A 17,747-nucleotide genomic window follows, 5' to 3' on the forward strand; every position below is an offset into this window, starting at 1 on the left:
TTATTGAAGCAAAGCAATTAATTACTTAAGAACCGTGTGGATCGGGTGACCAAGCGCTACTTCTGCAGCGTCAAGCACGATCTCACCTAGCGTTGGATGCGCATGGATAGTAAGAGCGATATCCTCAAGCGTAGCGCCCATTTCAATTGCAAGACCAAGCTCAGCAATCATATTGGAAGCTTCCATACCAACGATATGTGCGCCGAGCACAAGACCGCTGTCTGCATCCGCAACGAGCTTAACGAAGCCTTCAGCCGCATTAAGCGACATTGCGCGCCCGTTGATAGCAAATGGGAATTTACCCACTTTAACATTATGCCCTTTGTCTTTTGCATCCTTCTCCGTGTAGCCAACGCTTGCGCATTCTGGATCGGAGAAGCAGACAGCAGGAACACATTTATAATCAATCACGCTAGGCAGGCCGGAAATCGCCTCTGCCGCTACGCGTCCCTCATACATTGCTTTGTGAGCAAGTGCAGGACCAGCAATAATATCGCCGATTGCATAGACGTTTTTGTTGCTAGTACGGCATTGATCGTCAACTTCAATCAGACCGCGCTCGCCAACTGTAATATTAGCCAGCTCAAGACCAAGATCGCCATCTGTGTTAGGACGACGGCCAACAGTAACCAGCAAGTAGTCCGCCGTTACTTTTTCTTCTTTGTCGCCAACTTTGTAAGTCAGTGTTACATCGTTATCCGTTTGCTCAGCACTTTGTGCAAGAGCTCCTGTTACGATATCCACTTTCGTACCTTTAAGCTTCTTAACGACAAGAGAAGACATGTCTTTATCAAAGCCTGGCAGGATGCTGTCTCCGCCCTCGATAACCGTTACTTTCGTACCGAATTTCGAGAACATTTGACCAAGCTCAATACCGATATAGCCGCCACCGATTACGATAACGCTTTTCGGCAGCTCAGGCAGCGACAAAGCTCCTGTAGAGGAGATAATACGCTTGCCATACGGGAATGCTTTCAGCTCAATTGGACGGGAGCCTGTAGCAATAATACAGTTTTTGAAACGGTAGCGCGGAGCTTCTTGATCGTTGAATACACGCGCTTCGTTATCATTGATGAACATCACTTCACCACTGAAAAACTGTACTTTGTTCGCTTTAAGCAAGGAGCCTACGCCGCCAGTCAATTTCTTGACAATGCCGCTTTTGAACTCCTGTACTTTACTCCAGTCAACCTTCACATCGCTAGCTGTAATACCGAAAGCGTCTGCGTGGCTGATGGACTCATACTGATGGGATGCGGAAATCAAAGCTTTGGACGGGATACAGCCCACGTTCAAGCACACACCGCCTACATATTCCTTATCTACACAAAGCACGCTTTGTCCCAATTGCGCAGCGCGGATTGCCGCTACGTAACCACCAGGACCTGCACCAATGACTAAAGTATCGATATCTAATGAAGCATCTCCAACAACCATCGTTTATACCTCCATAATGAACAGTTCTGGGTTGCCCAGCAACTGTTTAATGTAGTTCATAAAGTTTTGAGCGGTTGCGCCATCGATTAGACGGTGGTCAAAGCTCAGTGACAGAGCCATTACAGGAGCAGCCACGATCTCGCCGTTGCGTACGATTGCTTTTTCGGAAATACGTCCAGTACCGAGGATTGCAACTTCAGGGAAGTTGATAACCGGTGTAAAGAACATACCGCCTGCCGAACCGATATTGGAAATGGTAATCGTGCTGCCTCTCAGCTCGTTAGCCGAAAGCTTGCCGTCGCGTCCACGAACAGCCAGATCACGAATCGAGTCAGCCACTTTCCAAATGTTTTTGCGATCCGCATCTTCAATAACAGGAACGATCAAGCCGTTGTCTGTATCTGTAGCAATACCGATGTTGTAATATTTGCGCAAAACGATTTCTTGATTAGCTTCATCAAGCGTCGCATTCATAATTGGGAATTCACGGGCAGCAGCTACGAGCGCCTTCACGATGAATGGCAAGTACGTAAGCTTAGCACCTTTCTTCTCTGCATAAGGCTTGTATTTCGCACGAAGTGCAACAAGCTCAGTAACGTCCACTTCATCCATGATCGTTACATGCGGAGCTGTATAAACGGATTTGGACATGGCGCCCGCAATAATTTTGCGAATGCCTTTGAATGGCAAGCGCTCTTCCGGACGATAAGCTGTACCAGCAGCAACTGGAGCTGCTTTCGCTTCGCCAGCACCTTTCGCAGCTACAGCTGCGTTGTCTTGCTGCTCAGCAGGAGCCGACGCTTGCTCGGACGCTGCAGGAGCAGAACCGTCAAAGCCTGTAACATCTTCACGCGTAATACGGCCGTTTTTGCCAGTGCCGCTTACTTGTGTCAAATCAACATTTTGCTCGCGAGCGAACTTGCGAACGCTTGGTGTAGCAAGCACAGAAGCATTTGTAGCTTTAGGAGCTTCTTTAGCTGCTTCTACTGCCGGAGCAGCTTTTGCCACTTCTGGAGCAGGGGCCGGAGCTGCTTCTTCCTTCTTAGGCTCTTCAGCTGCTGGAGCTGCTTGCTCAGGCACTTCGCCTTCAGCATCGATCAAAGCGACTACTTCACCTACATGGCAAACTTGGCCGTCTTTAACCAAAACTTCAAGCACCGTACCGTTAACTGGACAAGGCACTTCAACAATCGCCTTGTCGTTTTGCACTTCCATAATAATGTCATCATCTGTTACTTTGTCGCCGGCTTTAATGTGCACTTTAATGATTTCGCCTTCGTGCAAGCCTTCGCCAAGCTCAGGGAAACGATATTCGAATTTAGCCACCGCGTGTATCCTCCTTTAGAAATCAAGTACTTTTTGGACAGCTGCAGAAATGCGGGCTACCGATGGAAGCCATGCATCCTCAACTTGCGCAAACGGATAAACGGTATCCGGACCTGCTACCCGAAGCACAGGAGCTTCCAAGTGCAGAATTGCTTTTTCATTGATTTGAGCGATTACTTCAGCGGCAACGCCGGAAGTTTTTTGTGCTTCTTGAACGACAATTGCACGGTTCGTTTTTTGGATAGAAGCGACAATGGTATCGATATCGAGAGGCACAAGGGAACGAAGGTCGATAACTTCAGCCTTGATTCCTTGTTTCTCAAGCTCGTCAGCCGCTTTAACAGCCGTGTGAACCATCAACCCGTAAGCAATAATTGTAACGTCGCTGCCTTCACGAACGACATTTGCTTTACCGATTTCAACTGTATATTCGCCTTCTGGCACTTCTGCACGGAAAGCATGATAAAGGTTCAAATGCTCCATGAAAAATACAGGGTCATTATCGCGAATAGCCGAGATAAGCAGACCTTTTGCATCGTAAGGATTGGATGGAATAACAACTTTGATACCCGGTGTCTGTACAGCAAGACCTTCCAGGGAATCTGTGTGCAGCTCAGCTGCTTTCACGCCGCCGCCGAAAGGCGTACGGAATACGATTGGCGAGTTGTAGCGTCCGCCGGAACGGTAGCGCATACGAGCCGCTTGAATAAACATTTGGTCCATCGCTTCATAGATGAAACCTACGAATTGGATTTCAGCAATTGGGCGGAAGCCTTGAATACCCATACCCACTGCCAAACCGCCGATAGCGGACTCCGCAAGCGGCGTATCAAATACGCGGTCTTCGCCAAATTCAGCTTGAAGGCCTTCGGTCGCACGGAACACGCCGCCGACTTTACCAACATCCTCGCCAAAAAGTAATACATTGGTATCCCGTTTAAGTTCAACGCGCATTGCGTCACGGATCGCTTCTTTCATGTTCATTTGAGCCATGATCTATAGTTCCTCCTTCGTTAAAGGCTATTATTGGAAATCAGCTTTTTGCTCTTCGAGGTGCTGCGGCGTTGTTTCAAACATCGAGTCGATCAAGCCTTCAACCGTCATTTTCTCAACAGCTTCCGCTTTCTTGATTTGCTCGTTAACTGTAGCTTTCGCTTCTTCCTTCACGCGAGCTGTATCCTCTTCCGACCAGAGACCTTTGCTTTCCAAATATTTGCCGAAACGAATGAGTGGATCTTTAGGAGCCCATTCCGCTTCCTCATCTTTGGTGCGATATTTTGTCGTATCATCTGCCATGGAATGCGCACGATAACGGTAAGTAAGAAGTTCGATCAGCGTAGCGCCTTCGCCATTGCGGCCACGCTCAGCAGCATCTCTAACTGCTTTAATAACAGCAAGTACGTCCATGCCATCAACCTGTACGCCTTTGATACCAGCAGCAAGCGCTTTGTGCGCAACAGAAAGTGCAGCTGTTTGTTTAGCATAAGGAGTTGTAATCGCATAGCCATTGTTTTGTACAACATAAATAACCGGAAGCTTGAACGCGCCTGCGAAGTTCATGCCTTCGTAGAAATCGCCTTCGGAAGAACCGCCATCGCCTGTGTACGTAATTGCAACGCGTTTTTCATTCTTTTTCTTGAAAGCCATGGCAACACCAGTTGCGTGCAAAATTTGCGCGCCAATGATGATTTGCGGCATTAGAACGTGAACATCCTCAGGGATTTGTCCGCCATGCTGATGTCCTCTGGAATACAGGAACGCTTGGTACAGCGGAAGACCATGCCATACGAGCTGCGGAATATCGCGGTAGCCCGGACAGATGAAGTCATCTTTATTCAAAGCGTATTCGCTACCAATCATAGCAGCCTCTTGACCGGATACTGGAGCGTAGAAGCCCAGACGGCCTTGACGACCCAAGTTCACGGCACGATCATCCCATGTACGGGTAAATACCATACGGTACATAATTTCTTTTAATTGGTCGTCCGTAAGCTCCGGCATTTCATCCGGGTTAACAACTTCACCATCAAGCGACAAGACGGACAATGGTGTAACTGGCTCCGTTTGAACTTCATATGGCAGTTTGCTAAGCACTTTGCTCATTGTGAACGCTCACCTCAATCATTAATATTTGAATATTACAGTACTCTGTTATAGAATTATTATAAACCTGTTTAACAAAAATGGTCAAAGCAAAAAGCAAAAAATACGTTGTATTTTCAACGCTTATGCCCTTTTTGTTAAGAAATTGTATATGTAACAGCTGTTAAAAAGTTATGTAACAGCATAATACAATGTTGAAACTATGGAGCCTGTACAGCCTTTCCGTCTGCTGCCGAACCCGCATCACTATGGCATCTATCTATTGTTTACCCACATGCTCCCATTCCATTCAACCAACGGAGGAAGAAATGATGACAGATGAACGTTATTTGAAACGCACCGTCCTCAGGGAAACGGTTGCAAGCAACTATTTGCAAGATGGCCAGCGCTCGCTTCGCGTCTATTTGCCGCCCGGCTACAATGAGCTGCTGAGCTACCCCGTCGTCTACTGCCAGGACGGAGAAGATTTTTTCAACTTCGGCCGTATAGCGACGACGGCGAACCGCATTATTTTGGATGAAGGCGTGGAGCCCTTCATTATTGTTGGCGTCGATGTGAATAAAACATTCCGCACAGCGGAATATGCTCCTGACGGAGACCGCCATGAGGCTTATGTCCGCTTTTTCGGCGAGGAGCTGCTTCCCTATATAGAAGCAAAATATCCGGTCCGTCGTGAGGCCGAGCATCGCGTACTTGCCGGCGATTCGCTTGGCGGCACCATCTCCTTTCATCTTGCGCTAGCCTATCCGGAGCTGTTTAGCCGCGTGCTTTCCTTGTCAGGCGCCTATTTCGAGCGCTCGCTTGAAATTATGGCTGCTCAGAATGATCTTTCCTGGCTGGAGCTCTACATGATTGTCGGCCTGCAGGAAACGGCTTATGAAACAACGGATAAAGGCGTGCATAATTTTGTCGAATTAAACCGTGAAGCCAAAAGGCTGCTTGAAGAAAGACAAGCTCCTTTTTATTATGCGGAAAAAGAAGGCCAACATCAATGGGGCTTTTGGCAGAAAGAGCTACCGGAAGCATTAATGTATTTTATTGAGCGTCAATAAGCGCTGCCGTCTTGCCTCCAAAATGATACAAAGCCTTGATTTCCCCCGCCCAAGGAGGAAGCCAAGGCTTTGTTTGTTTATTTAAAAATATAGGAAAGCATGATTTTTCTATTCTTTCTCTATATTTCTCGGATTGAAACGCGCCGCGCCGCCATGGACGGCGAGAGCCGTTTCACCTTGAGCTATTCACCTGCTGCATTCTCACAAGGCCAGTTTACTTAAGCTTCACATGGTCTAGCAGCCGCTCGCAGCCCGCATCCACCAGTTCAAATACATAATCGAATTGTCCCGTATAATAAGGATCTGGCACATCCGTTACGCCACGCTCGGGCAGCAGGCTCATAAAGGTCAGCACCTCTGCGCTTCCCGCACGCGTTCCAAGAATTTCACGCACATCGCGCTCGTTTTTCGTATCCATGCAGACGATAAAGTCAAAATCCACATCATCCTGCTGCGTGAACTGACGCGCCTTCATACCCGTATAGGATATCCCGTTTAAATCAAGCTCCTTGCGTGTGCCTTCATGCGGAGGATGGCCGATATGCCAATCTCCCGTACCCGCCGAGTCTACAATAATTTGGTCTGACAGTCCCGCTTGCTCCACCTTGCTGCGAAAAACAGCTTCCGCCATCGGGGAACGGCAAATATTGCCGAGACAAACAAACAATACTCTTTTCTTCAATTAGGCCTCTCCTTTCTCCTGAACGATTTTCTCCCGCAGCGAGCGACGCGGCAGCTTCCATTTGTAATACACCGACAGCATCCTGAACACAATAATGAGCAAGAACAGGAGCAGCAAATCGAGCGTCGAATGAAACCAGCCTTTGCCAATAACGAAACCGCCAATCATCGCCCAAACGGCATAAATTTCATCCCGAAGCACAAGCGGCTTGCGCCCTGCCAGCACATCGCGAATGATGCCTCCGCCGATACCTGTCAGCATAGCCGCTACCATCACGGCGCTAATGGGATGGTTCATCTGCGTCGCATACAGCGCGCCCTGAATAGCAAAAGCTGATAAACCGATCGCATCGAAAAAAGCTTCGCTTTTGCGCCACGTATAAATCCATTTAACCGGCAGCAAAAAAGCAATCGTCATTGCGATGAGCGCGATTTTCAGCAAGCTCCCCTGGCTCCAAAGCGACGTGACCGGAACGCCGATAAGCAAATTCCTTATAACCCCTCCGCCAAACGCCGTAACCAGACCTAGCACAAAAACGCCAAGAATGTCGTATTCCTCCTCCATTGCCACAACCGCGCCGCTGACGGCAAAGGCAATGGTGCCGATAATGCTGAATACGCCAAAAATCTCCAAATCCAACGTGTACGCCCCCGCTTCCGTTCTCCCATCCAATGTCATCTATCGAATGGTCTATCCTTTCCCATTTTAGCCCCGACGCTTTCGTAAAGCAACGACATATTTCGTCAATTTGCTGCCGAAATTCTACCTGCTACTGGTGTTTCTGCTCAAAGAAACTATATACTAGCAAAAGCGACAAGCAACAAGGTGAAACGGCTGTCGCCGTCCTTTTGCGGCAAAGTTACCGTTTCGAGGGTGAAATATAGGCCCCTTATAAAGGTGTAGCTTATACTTGCTTATAATTTGAACAAATAGGTTAGAGAAAGAAGGAAGCGAATATGCCTCAACGAATAGTCATTTGCTCAGGCGGCGAGCTTGGTGCCTTTGCGCTGCCGCATCTGAAGCAGGATGCCTTTCGCATTGGCGCCGACCGCGGCGCACTATTTTTGGTAGAGCAGGGATATGCACCGCAGCTTGCAATAGGTGATTTTGATTCCGTAACGGACGAGCAGTTGGAGCTCATACGTTCAGTAAGCAAAGAGCTCATCACCTGTGATCCGATTTATAAAGATTATACGGATACAGAAATGGCTTTGCGCTATGCGCTTGAGCAAAATCCGGATGAAATTATTTTACTGGGCGCCTTAGGCACTCGCTTTGATCATTCGTTATCGAATGTGCAGCTGCTTGTGCTCGCCGAACATCGGGGTATCCCCGCCTGTATTATCGACGAACATAACTGTATTACTGTCACTTCCTCTAAACGAGTAATACAGAAAGGGCTTTATTCGAATGTTTCCCTGCTGCCCTTAACTTCTGCTGTTTCTGGCATTACATTAAGCGGCTTTCAATATCCTCTGCATAATGCCAGCTTGAAGATCGGCCAATCTCTAGGCATAAGCAATGTACTCGCGGAGACGGAAGGAAGCATTACGATTGATAACGGAATGCTGCTCATTATCCAGAGCCGTGATTAAGTAATAACGACTGACAGCATAAGCATTATTCAAAAGCCTCGGGCTTCATCTCGATGACCAGCCCTTCCACATGCTTGCGGCTGAGCTGTTTGCGGAGCTTGCGATTTTCCTTGGAATCAAAGACGATACTCATATCATAATCTTCCCCAGGATACAGCTCCTCCCTACCAATTGACAGCTTCAGCCGCTTTCGATTGAAGGCCAGCTTGCGGTCCTGCACCTGAACAATGACCTCTCCTCGGGCGTCAGCTGGACGAAAAACGATACCCAGACGCTTCAGCGGATAAACCCATACCGCGTCGCCCGCTTGTAAGGGCTGCAAGGCGGTTTTGCCTGCGTCCTCTTCTTTTTTGCTGCTATTTTTCACTTTGGCCTCGGTCTGAGCTTCAGTTTGAGCTTCGATTTGTTCTGCTTTAACATCTGCGCTTAGTTCATCTTGGCCTAGTGTTACGATCTGCTGACGATTAGCTGCAAGCTGCTCGGCCCGCTGCATCACCCGCTCTGGCAAACCATATCGACGGGCAATTGCGAAAGCTTGACTTTCCCCTGCCTCCCCAATGATCAATTGATATAACGGAAGCAAGGTATCCGGATCAAAAGCCATTCGTGCATTCATACAGCCCTTCGTACGCGAAGCATATTGCTTAATCTCATTAAAATGTGTCGTTGCCGCCGTCAAAGCTCTTCGATTGTGAAGCTCCTCCAGCACGGCTATTGATAGCGCTATGCCTTCGCCTGGATCTGTGCCTGCCGCCAGTTCATCAAGCAGCAGCAAGGAGCGCGGTCCAGCTGATTCCAGCATTTCGCCTAATACACGAATATGCGAGGAGAAGGTGCTTAACGATTGCTCCAAGCTTTGTCCATCTCCTAAATCTGCAATAATCGTCCGAAAAATGCCGAAGCGACTCCCTTCCCTCGCCGGAACCAGCAGCCCTGACTGAGCGAGCAGCGCAAGCAGGCCGATCGTTTTCAGCGTTGCTGTTTTCCCGCCCGTATTGGGCCCTGTAATAATGAGCTGGCTCCAATTCGGACCGAGCTCCACATCAAGCGGAACCGCCGACTGGCCAAGCAGCGGGTGACGGGCTTGTGATAAAGAGATGTGAGGTTCATCGGTCAATTGAAACGATTGACCAGCGTAGGAACGCGAAAGCTTGCCGCGCGCCATAATTAAATCGAAAGTGGCCATCGCCTCTAAATTGAGTCTAAGCTCGGATTCGTGCGCATCAGCCAAATCGGATAAGCCTGATAAAATAACAGTGCGCTCGCGCTCCTCCTCTGCCTCCCATTGTCGCAGCTCTACTTGCAAATCGGCCACATCAACCGGTTCTACGAATAAGGTTTGCCCGCTAGCCGATTCATCCCACACCGTGCCCGGCACCTGTTTGCGCAGCTCGCGCTTCACGGCGATAACAAGCCTGCCGCTTCGTTTACTGATTATCGACTCCTGTAAGGCTGATTTATATTTGGAAAGCGAAGCTTCCATTTTACGACTGATTTTATCCTCTACCGCGTAGCGATGCCTGCGAATTTCCGCGAGTGCAGCGCTAGCTTGATCGGTGAGGCTTCCGTAACGAATACAGCGGCTCAGCTCCTCCCGCAGCTCCGGGCAATCATGCATGGAGTCTGCATAGCTGGCAATGATCGGTGCAATCCCCCGCTTACTGGCCATATATCTCCTCATTTGCATAACAGAAGCTAGCCATGTCTGCAATTGCTCCAGCTCCTGCTCGACATAAATTCGTCCTTTGCCCAGCAGCGCCAGAAAAGGATCAATCCCCTCCATCGCGGATAAAGGAACACTTGCCCCGGATGCAAGCAATGCGGAGGCTTCCTCTGTCTCCGACAGCCATGCTTGAATTTGCCTGATTTCTATGCTGGGCATATGGCGTTCCGCCAGTAATCGCCCCGCTGGCGAAACGGTATAGTCGATCAATTGTTCCTTCAATTTGTCATATTCCAAACGCTTTAGCGTAGCTTCGTGCATCATTTTCAATCGCTCCTCATTAAAATCAGATGTATTTCCTATTTTGTTGGCGTGAATGATTCGAAATAAACCGAGCCTACACAACGTTGTCGCCTTATGTGAAACGACCAATTCGTGCAGATATAGATGCCTATTCACAAAAAAAACAGGAATGGAACGCATGAGCGTTCCATTCCTGTTTAAACGGCTGCTATACCTCACCAAACGTTATTCAGCCTAATACAACCGCCATATATAAACGGTTATTATTTGGAAATAACGCAAAAAACCGTGCTGCAAGAGCACGGTGGTCAGGCCGCTGCCGAATAGCATTCAGGCGGAGTCCACATGTTCTTAACTCTTGGTATCAGACAGCTGATGAAGATACGTTCATAGAAACCTGCCTTAACTGCACAAAGCAGCCAGCAAGCTCCCATTCGCCTTCAACGCGATCTGATCTATCCAATTTATGAGTTAAGAACACCTGTCAACATAAAATAAACCCCTTCCTGAACCATCCAGCCAACAAAATATAAATCCAATTTACTTCAAGTACAAGCCTCTTGTCAACCCCATTAGCATTCGCCAGAAACTTCATGCTCAAGCTCTGTCGGGCCAGGCTATACCGTCGCTTCCAGAGCCGCCCTTGCAAACTGTACAGCAGCTGGAAGTCCATAATCGTTATTCAAATCAATGTCGTGAGACATATGCGTAAAAATCGTATGTTTCGGCCGCCAAAGTTGAATCAGCTCCAGCGCTTCCGTTACATCATAAACAGAACGGGTTTCATAGGCGAACGGTTCTTTATAAAAGCTAGTGCCGAGCACCAGCAGATCAAGACCATAAAGCGGCTGCTGCTGTTCATCGGTCAGCCCAATGGCGTCAGAGCAATAAGCCCATGAACGCATTTCGACCGCATGATCGAAGCGAAAAGCATAAGCATAGCCATTTTTGCCATGATTAATTCTCCAGCTTGTTATATCCCAGCTGCCAATCCGCAAATTTCCGCCGTCTATCGCATGAAAATCGATTTGCTGCTGCAGCCAAGGAAAACGAGCGTTAATTTCGCTAATCACCTCAGCAGCTGCAAAAGCCTCGCCCTTCACGTTCATCCAGCGGCAAGCGTCAGCCCATTCCACTAGACCGCCAATATGGTCAAAATGGGCATGCGTAATTAAAATCCGTCTGACGAAACGGAGGCCTGCTGCTTCCATTTGCCTTCCCCAATCAGGGCCGCAGTCAATCCATACCGTTTCATCAGCTACACCTGCAGGTCCCGATCCCAATCCATCAAGCTGCACAAGAGAACGCAAGCGGCGATTAATACCCGTGCTTCTCGCCTCTTCACATACCGCGCAGCTGCAATAAACACGCGGAACTCCCATCGAATCGCCTGTCCCGCGAAATGTAATGCGCATTATAGCGGCAGCAGTGCGACCTGCTCCTGTTGTCGCAGCTGATTGATCATATCGAGCCAAGCTTGTGGTTTATTAGGCAGCGCCTCATAGTAGCCTTCAAGAAAAGTCACGATGAGTGAAGCCGGCAAAAACGCTAAATTCTCATCAGCAGGCAGGAAGCTGAGCTGAAGGCCCGTTACGGCTTGCCCCTCATGGTCCCATGACGGATGTACATACGGGAAATCCAATCGGTTATATCCGATATGCGACAATACTTCGCGGCGCACAAATGGATTCATTGGCGTTACGCCACCAAATGCATGCTGCTCTTCCCTTTCATATGGGTTATAAATTTCCGCAAACATGCCGATCGATTCTGTACCGGATTGCTCAGCCAGACGCGCCAAATCCTTTTCCCTGGCACGCAGCAGGAAGCGCCCGATCCCCTTGCCAGCTTGTCCAATAATGGTGAAGTCGGTCATCGCAACGCGCAGCTCTGGATAATAACGATATTCCGTGGAGCCTACTACTTTGCCGTCTTCTACCGCAACATAAACATGGATACCCGCTTCCTCGAGCGGTTCTCTCCACAGCTCATAAGCCAGCACTTCTTCTGGCGGAAAAATCGTTTGAAGCAGCTTATGCAGCTCCGCAAAATAAGGGTCGTCAATCGACGTAATACGATGATACAGCATGAAATTATCCCCTTTCATTATGTACAGGTATTGGATTTAATCGGCAGCAAGAAATGGATTACGCCATTCCATCAAAGCTGCATAGCCGCAGGACTGCTCGTCTTCCAAATAATTAGCCGCCACCCCTGTAGGAGTACGGCCGCAGCGCAGCAGAAAAGACAGAACAGGGTCGCTGTATGTTCCAGCAACGACCCCACTAACGTAATTTTCCGGTGTTATTTCGTCTGCATAACGATGGTAGCCGGGCATACGCCCTCCGCCAAGCAGCCTTTTCAGCTGTAAATGTACGACTGTCTCATACATCGTCTGCATCAGCCATTTTCCAATGCCTGACTTTCGATACTCTGGAATCACACAAATATCTACAACATAAAGCGTGTCGCCGCTGCCGTCATGATTGCGAATAAATCCATTATCCGTAATGGCTTCCCAGCTGTGTGAATGTCCATAATCATCCATATTAACAACAAGGCCTGTCATTGAGCCAATAAGCCTGCCATCTATTTCAGCACATAGCGAACCTTCAGGAAAACGGGAAACATGCTCGGCAAGCTGCTCCTTGCTCCACCATAAATCCGAAGGAAACGGTGGCGGGAAGCTTTCGCGCTGTACGTCGATCAGCCCTGCAAAGTCCTGCTCGGAGTAGCGCCGAATGACAGCCTCTACCGGAGCACCCTCATGATATACATATAATTGTTTACGAATAATGCCACATCCCTTCTGCCAGGGAAAGCTTTAATACCAATCGGTATAAAGATCAGTGCGACGGTCCCGCCACGTTGTAACGGAGCCTGCGGTGCGCACATCTTCAAGCAGCTTCAGATCAAGATCAGCCACAACAAGCATATCATCATTAATGATTCCTTCTGCCAAAATGCCGCCCGGCGGAAAGGGGATATCATTGGGCGACAAAATCGCCGCTTGCCCAAAGTTGGCCCGCATAAAATCAACCTTTCGCAGCGAGCCCACTGTACCCGTCGTCACCACATAGACTTGATTTTCTATCGTGCGTGCATGAGCGCTATAACGAACGCGATAAAAGCCGTGGCGATCATCCGTGCAGGATGGACAGAAAATGACGTCCGCCCCTTTCGCTCTTGCCATACGCACGATTTCTGGAAATTCAATATCATAACAAGTCAGCATGGCAATTGTGCCATACGGGGTTTGGAACACTTCCAGACCTTCGCCTGGTGACATCGCCCAATCGCTCACTTCCGTAGGGGTCAGATGGATTTTCGACTGACGGTCGATCTTTCCATCCGGATGGAACAGATGCGCAACATTGCGAAGCTTGCCGCCTTCCACTTCTACAACATGGGTTCCTGCCACAATGTGCATATTGTATTCCGCCGCAAGCTTGGCAAACAGTTCTTCATAGACGGCTGTAAAACTCGGGAGTTTGTCAAAGGATAATGGTTTGCCGCTGCTGTCACTGATCGACAACAGCTGCGTTGTAAAAAACTCAGGAAATAAAAGAAACTGTGTGCCGTATTCCGAGGCATTGCGCACATAATGCGCGACCTGCTCGGCGAATTGCTCAAAAGAGCTGATGTCGGCCAATTTGTATTGAACGGCCGCTACTCTATATTTCAAAACCGACCCTCCTACCGTTACTTTCGTTGTTTAAATTGAAGTGTAATCGTCGTGCCAATATCCTGCTGACTGAATACATCTACCTTGCCATCATGCAAATCAACAATTCGTTTTGCAATGGATAGACCGAGTCCAGCTCCGCCAGTCGCACGGCTTCTAGCACCGTCGACCCGATAAAAACGTTCAAACAAATGCGGCAGATCACTCTCTGGAATGCCTACGCCTCTATCTTTGACTTCAATCTTGACGATTGTTTTCACTTGGCTAACCGAAACATCAATCGAATCCTTACTATACTTTATGGCATTATCGAGCAAAATGACGAACAGTTGTTTAATTTTTTCTTTATCGCCATACATTCTAATAATTTTCGAGCTTGTTTTAATCCGAATCGGACGGTGAAACGTTGTCTGCAGCATACCTGCCAGCTCATCGATAGCCTGAACGACATCGAACTGCTCCTGCTTCAGCCAATCCTCTTGCTCAGCTTCAGCAAGCGTTAACATAGACTTAGTCAAGTTCTGCATCCGTTTCGCTTCCCGGTCAATCGCTTCAATCGCTTCATCTCGCACTGCGGCATCGTCGCGTCCCCAGCGCTTGAGCATATTGGCATAGCTGGAAATGACCGTTAGCGGCGTTTTGAGCTCATGAGATGCGTCTGCCACAAACTGCTTCTGCTTCTCAAACGTACGATCCAGCCGCTCAATCATTTGATTGAAAGCTCTAATCAACTGCTGCAGCTCCGCAGATTCCTCGTGACTAGTCGTCTCAATAACCCGCAGCTTCCCGCTGCGGTCGATTTCCCGCATCGTCGTTACCATTTGCTGGATGGGCGCTGTCAGTCTGGACGTAAACCAATACGTACCGAATATCGCAAACAAAATCGCCCCCGCACTCGTTACCGTGAGCGCGGCCACTAAAATCTGCAAATAATTATCCAGCTCGTTAAGAACTCTGTTAATTTCCAGCATGCCGACGATTTCGGTCCCATCATACAGAGGAACGCGCATGTACAAAATACGTTCGCCGCCCTTTGAAATCATCCCCGTGTCATGCTGGTTTTCAAAAGCTGCTGGCAGACCCAACAGCACAGGGTCCGAGCCTGTAATATTGACGACCTTGCTATCTGGCTGCACAATGCGAATCATTTCATTCACATTATAATATTCACTAAGCAAATCCGAATTGTTTAGCCCTTTGCCGCTTTGGATTTGCGGATTTTCCAGCATCAGATTGACTTTGTTCGCGATGACGCGCTCTTCGCTTTCTGTCGTAATTTTAATGACATAAAAATAAACGAAAATATTAAACAAAATCAAGATAAAGATAAGCCAGAATATCGTGAAAAGCGTAAATCGTTTACGCAGCGTCATGCGTCAGGCTCCTTGACCATATAGCCAACACCCCGAACGGTATGAATGAGCTTGTGACGGTAGCCTTTGTCCAGCTTTTGCCGTAAGTAACGGATGTACACATCGACCAGATTCGTCTCGCCGATAAAATCATACCCCCATACTTCGGAGAGGATATCCTCACGGGATTTCTCTTCATTTTTGTTTTCAACCAAATAAACGAGCAATTCAAATTCTCGCGGCGTCAGCTCGATAATAATATCTTTGCGGAAAACTTTGCGCGTGCGCAGTTCAATCGTCAAATCGCCTACCTTAATCATATCCGAGCCTTCGGATTCACGCGGATTTTGCTGGAATATGCGCAAAATATTGCGAACGCGCGCCAGCAGCTCCTCCATAGCAAACGGCTTCGTAATATAATCGTTAGCCCCATGCTCAAAGCCGCTAACTTTATCGGGAACCGTATCTCTCGCTGTAAGCAAAATAACGGGAACCGTATTGCCCGCCTGTCGCAGACGGCGCAGAACCTCAATACCATTAAGCTCCGGGAGCATGACATCCAGCAGCACGAGCTCCCACTCCCCTGACGATGCCATTTCATAGCCTGTCCGTCCGTCCAAAGCCGTGCCTACTGTATAACCTTCATGCTCAAGCTCAAGCTGTAAAATGCGGGAAATGCCTGCTTCATCTTCTACTACCAGGACACGTTCTTTCATCTTAAGCGTTCACCTACCTTAGCAAATAGTCCTGCATGGACCCGTTTTGTACTCATCATAAAGGAATCTTCGATTCAAATGCAAGCAAGCCGGACTACTGCCGCTTGCAGTCCGGCTTGCTTGTTTTCCTCAAGCGATATTACGATCAAGGTGAAACGGCCGAAAACCGTCCTCTGGCGGCGCGGCACGTTTCAGTCCGAGAAATATAGAGAAAGTATGGCAAAATCATATACTTTCCTATATTTCAAGCTGCAGCCCGTTTAATTCTGGGTTTGCATGGACCAGCTTTCAACATCCCAAGTTTTCGTAACCCAATCCTCGTAAAAATCAGGTTCGTGGGACACGAGAACGACGGTGCCTTTGAATACGCTAAGCGCGCGCTTCAACTCGGCTTTTGCAATGACATCCAAATGGTTCGTCGGCTCATCGAACAAAATCCAGTTGCTTTCGCGTAGCATCAGCTTGCAAAGACGAACCTTCGCCTGCTCGCCGCCGCTCAATTGGTTGAGCGCCCGCGTAATATGCTCATTTTTCAAGCCGCAACGGGCAAGAGCTCCACGAACTTCACTTTGCGTCATATTCGAAAATTCATTCCATACATCATCCAGCGGCGTCATCGTTGGTGCCTTTGCTTCCTGCTCGAAATAGGCCGGGTGCAAATAATCGCCGCGATAAACTTTACCGTCAAGCGCTGGAACGACGCCGAGAATCGTTTTAAGCAGCGTTGATTTGCCAACACCGTTGCAGCCTACGATCGCAATTTTGTCACCGCGCTCGATCAGCATGTTCATCTTAGGCAGCAGCGGCTTATTGTAGCCGATGGACAACCCCTCCGCTTCGAATACCGTTTTACCGCTCGTACGGGCATCCTTAAAACCAAAGGTCGGCTTAGCCGCTTCCTCCGGCTTGTCGATGCGATCGATCCGATCAAGCTGCTTCTCACGGCTCTTCGCCCGTCCAGAAGTCGAAGCACGCGCTTTATTGCGCGAAATAAAATCTTCCTGCTTCTTGATAAAATCCTTCTGCTTCTCATAAGCGTCAATATGCTGGGCTTTGTTCATATCTGCCATCTCAAGGAACTTCTCATAGTTGGCGGAATAACGGGTCAGCTTGGAAAACTCCAAATGATAAATAATATCAACCACTTGGTTCATAAAGCCCGTATCATGGGAAATCAGTACGAACGCATAAGGATACGACTTCAAATAGTTCGTGAGCCAATTAATATGCTCTTCATCCAAATAGTTCGTAGGCTCATCGAGCAATAAGACCGTCGGCTTCTCCAGAAGCAGCTTGGCAAGCAACACCTTCGTCCGCTGTCCACCGCTCAAAGCCGTTACGTCGCGTTCAAGCCCAATCGCATTCAGCCCTAGACCATTGGCCATCTCGTCAACCTTGACATCGATTAAATAGAAATCGCCAATTTCCAGCTCTTCCTGAATTTCACCCATCCGCTCCAGCAGCTGCTCCAGCGTATCCGGATCGGCATCGCCCATTTGCAGTGCGATATCATTCAATTCCTGCTCGAGCAGCAGCATCGGTGCAAAAGCATCCTTCAGCACATCCCGAATCGACTTGCCCGGCGTTAATTTCGTATGCTGATCCAGATAGCCGTAGCGGACGCGTGGTGTCCATTCTACTTTGCCTTCATCCTTAAGCAGCTTTCCGGTCAAAATGTTCATCATTGTCGATTTTCCCGTTCCATTGGCGCCTACAAGACCAACATGCTCGCCAGCCAACAGGCGGAACGATACGTTTTTGAACAAAACGCGGTCGCCAAACGTATGGGATAATTGCTCTACTGTTAATAAACTCATTTCTTCTTAGCTCCAT

16 protein-coding genes are annotated in these 17,747 nt (G+C 48.5%); 2 read left to right on the top strand and 14 right to left on the bottom strand.

Annotated elements, in window-relative coordinates:
* Positions 1 to 21 precede the first annotated feature (21 nt).
* The 4 genes from lpdA to pdhA are packed head-to-tail and all read right to left on the bottom strand — an operon-like array spanning position 22 to position 4,866.
* Positions 22 to 1,437, bottom strand: a complete 1,416-nt coding sequence (gene lpdA / locus MHB80_RS15505; protein WP_341277848.1) for a dihydrolipoyl dehydrogenase — start codon at positions 1,435 to 1,437, stop codon at positions 22 to 24.
* Between the two features lie 3 nt (positions 1,438 to 1,440).
* Positions 1,441 to 2,763 carry a dihydrolipoamide acetyltransferase family protein gene (locus tag MHB80_RS15510; protein WP_341277849.1) on the bottom strand — a complete coding sequence of 441 codons (1,323 nt, stop codon included), beginning with the start codon at positions 2,761 to 2,763 and terminating at the stop codon, positions 1,441 to 1,443.
* Between the two features lie 15 nt (positions 2,764 to 2,778).
* Positions 2,779 to 3,756, bottom strand: a complete 978-nt coding sequence (locus MHB80_RS15515) for an alpha-ketoacid dehydrogenase subunit beta (RefSeq protein WP_341277850.1) — start codon at positions 3,754 to 3,756, stop codon at positions 2,779 to 2,781.
* A 30-nt stretch (positions 3,757 to 3,786) separates the two neighbouring features.
* Positions 3,787 to 4,866, bottom strand: a complete 1,080-nt coding sequence (gene pdhA, locus MHB80_RS15520) for a pyruvate dehydrogenase (acetyl-transferring) E1 component subunit alpha (RefSeq protein WP_341277851.1) — start codon at positions 4,864 to 4,866, stop codon at positions 3,787 to 3,789.
* Positions 4,867 to 5,177: 311 nt separating this feature from the next.
* Between pdhA and MHB80_RS15525 the strand changes: the two genes are divergently transcribed.
* Positions 5,178 to 5,918, top strand: a complete 741-nt coding sequence (locus MHB80_RS15525; protein WP_341282984.1) for an alpha/beta hydrolase-fold protein — start codon at positions 5,178 to 5,180, stop codon at positions 5,916 to 5,918.
* Positions 5,919 to 6,132: 214 nt separating this feature from the next.
* Here the strand turns inward: MHB80_RS15525 and MHB80_RS15530 are convergent, their stop codons facing one another.
* Complete coding sequence (locus tag MHB80_RS15530) at positions 6,133 to 6,600, bottom strand: low molecular weight protein-tyrosine-phosphatase (protein WP_341277852.1); 468 nt, start codon at positions 6,598 to 6,600, stop codon at positions 6,133 to 6,135.
* Positions 6,601 to 7,233 carry a trimeric intracellular cation channel family protein gene (locus MHB80_RS15535; protein WP_341282985.1) on the bottom strand — a complete coding sequence of 211 codons (633 nt, stop codon included), beginning with the start codon at positions 7,231 to 7,233 and terminating at the stop codon, positions 6,601 to 6,603. It abuts the gene before it with no gap.
* A gap of 323 nt (positions 7,234 to 7,556) precedes the next feature.
* On the opposite strand from MHB80_RS15535, the gene MHB80_RS15540 reads away from it, so the two are divergent.
* Positions 7,557 to 8,195 (top strand): thiamine diphosphokinase, encoded by a 639-nt coding sequence (locus tag MHB80_RS15540; protein WP_341277853.1) that lies wholly within the window; start codon positions 7,557 to 7,559, stop codon positions 8,193 to 8,195.
* A gap of 25 nt (positions 8,196 to 8,220) precedes the next feature.
* On the opposite strand, the gene MHB80_RS15545 is transcribed toward MHB80_RS15540, so the two are convergent.
* The 8 genes from MHB80_RS15545 to MHB80_RS15580 all read right to left on the bottom strand — a co-directional run bounded on the left by MHB80_RS15545 (position 8,221) and on the right by MHB80_RS15580 (position 17,731).
* Entirely contained in the window at positions 8,221 to 10,182 is a 1,962-nt protein-coding gene (locus MHB80_RS15545; protein ID WP_341277854.1) for a DNA mismatch repair protein MutS, read from the bottom strand.
* 596 nt (positions 10,183 to 10,778) lie between these two features.
* Positions 10,779 to 11,579, bottom strand: coding sequence for an MBL fold metallo-hydrolase (locus MHB80_RS15550; protein WP_341282986.1), 801 nt, complete (start codon positions 11,577 to 11,579; stop codon positions 10,779 to 10,781).
* Positions 11,576 to 12,250 (bottom strand): GNAT family N-acetyltransferase, encoded by a 675-nt coding sequence (locus tag MHB80_RS15555; protein WP_341277855.1) that lies wholly within the window; start codon positions 12,248 to 12,250, stop codon positions 11,576 to 11,578. Before MHB80_RS15555 ends, MHB80_RS15550 begins: the two co-directional genes overlap by 4 nt.
* Before the next feature lie 36 nt (positions 12,251 to 12,286).
* Complete coding sequence (locus tag MHB80_RS15560; protein ID WP_341282987.1) at positions 12,287 to 12,958, bottom strand: GNAT family N-acetyltransferase; 672 nt, start codon at positions 12,956 to 12,958, stop codon at positions 12,287 to 12,289.
* Between the two features lie 27 nt (positions 12,959 to 12,985).
* Positions 12,986 to 13,846, bottom strand: coding sequence for a carbon-nitrogen hydrolase family protein (locus tag MHB80_RS15565; protein ID WP_341277856.1), 861 nt, complete (start codon positions 13,844 to 13,846; stop codon positions 12,986 to 12,988).
* Positions 13,847 to 13,863: 17 nt separating this feature from the next.
* A complete protein-coding gene (locus MHB80_RS15570; protein WP_341277857.1) occupies positions 13,864 to 15,219 on the bottom strand; it encodes a HAMP domain-containing histidine kinase in 1,356 nt (451 codons plus the stop codon).
* Positions 15,216 to 15,914, bottom strand: a complete 699-nt coding sequence (locus MHB80_RS15575) for a response regulator transcription factor (RefSeq protein WP_338551486.1) — start codon at positions 15,912 to 15,914, stop codon at positions 15,216 to 15,218. The genes MHB80_RS15570 and MHB80_RS15575 overlap by 4 nt, the downstream gene beginning before the upstream one ends.
* A 260-nt stretch (positions 15,915 to 16,174) precedes the next feature.
* The gene (locus tag MHB80_RS15580; protein WP_341277858.1) at positions 16,175 to 17,731 is read right to left on the bottom strand and encodes an ABC-F family ATP-binding cassette domain-containing protein; all 1,557 of its coding nucleotides are present in this window, start codon (positions 17,729 to 17,731) and stop codon (positions 16,175 to 16,177) included.
* Between the last annotated feature and the right edge of the window lie 16 nt (positions 17,732 to 17,747).

The organism is Paenibacillus sp. FSL H8-0537, from assembly GCF_038051995.1.
GTDB lineage: Bacteria > Bacillota > Bacilli > Paenibacillales > Paenibacillaceae > Pristimantibacillus.